The sequence below is a fragment of the Streptomyces sp. CHD11 genome (genome assembly GCF_018638295.1).
GTDB lineage: Bacteria > Actinomycetota > Actinomycetes > Streptomycetales > Streptomycetaceae > Streptomyces.
On sequence record NZ_JABTTS010000204.1, the window covers coordinates 1 to 302 of the forward strand.

A 302-nucleotide genomic window follows, 5' to 3' on the forward strand; every position below is an offset into this window, starting at 1 on the left:
CGGCGCCCTCATCGGCGCGGGACCTCCGGCGCCCTCACCAGCGCGGGACCGCCGGCGTCGTCCAATCCGGGTCGGCGGCGCGCATCGCCGCCGCGTCGTCGCGCTCGCGGTGGGTCTCGTCCGCCAGCCAGCGCCGGTGCAGGGCGGACAGTCGCTCACGGTCCAGTTCGACGCCGAGGCCGGGGGCGTCGGAGACGGTCAGCCGGCCGCCGGTGAAGGTGTGGCGCTCGGTGATGACGTCCTCGGTCTGCCAGGGGTAGTGGCTGTCGCAGGCGTGACCGAGGTCAGGCACCGTGGCGGCG

At 76.2% G+C, this 302-nt stretch carries 1 protein-coding gene; it reads right to left on the reverse strand.

What is annotated here, in order from left to right; genetic code table 11:
- Positions 1–34: 34 nt before the first annotated feature.
- A partial coding sequence (locus HTV45_RS33770; protein WP_368860949.1) for an enolase C-terminal domain-like protein occupies positions 35–302 on the reverse strand: 268 nt, incomplete at its 5' end.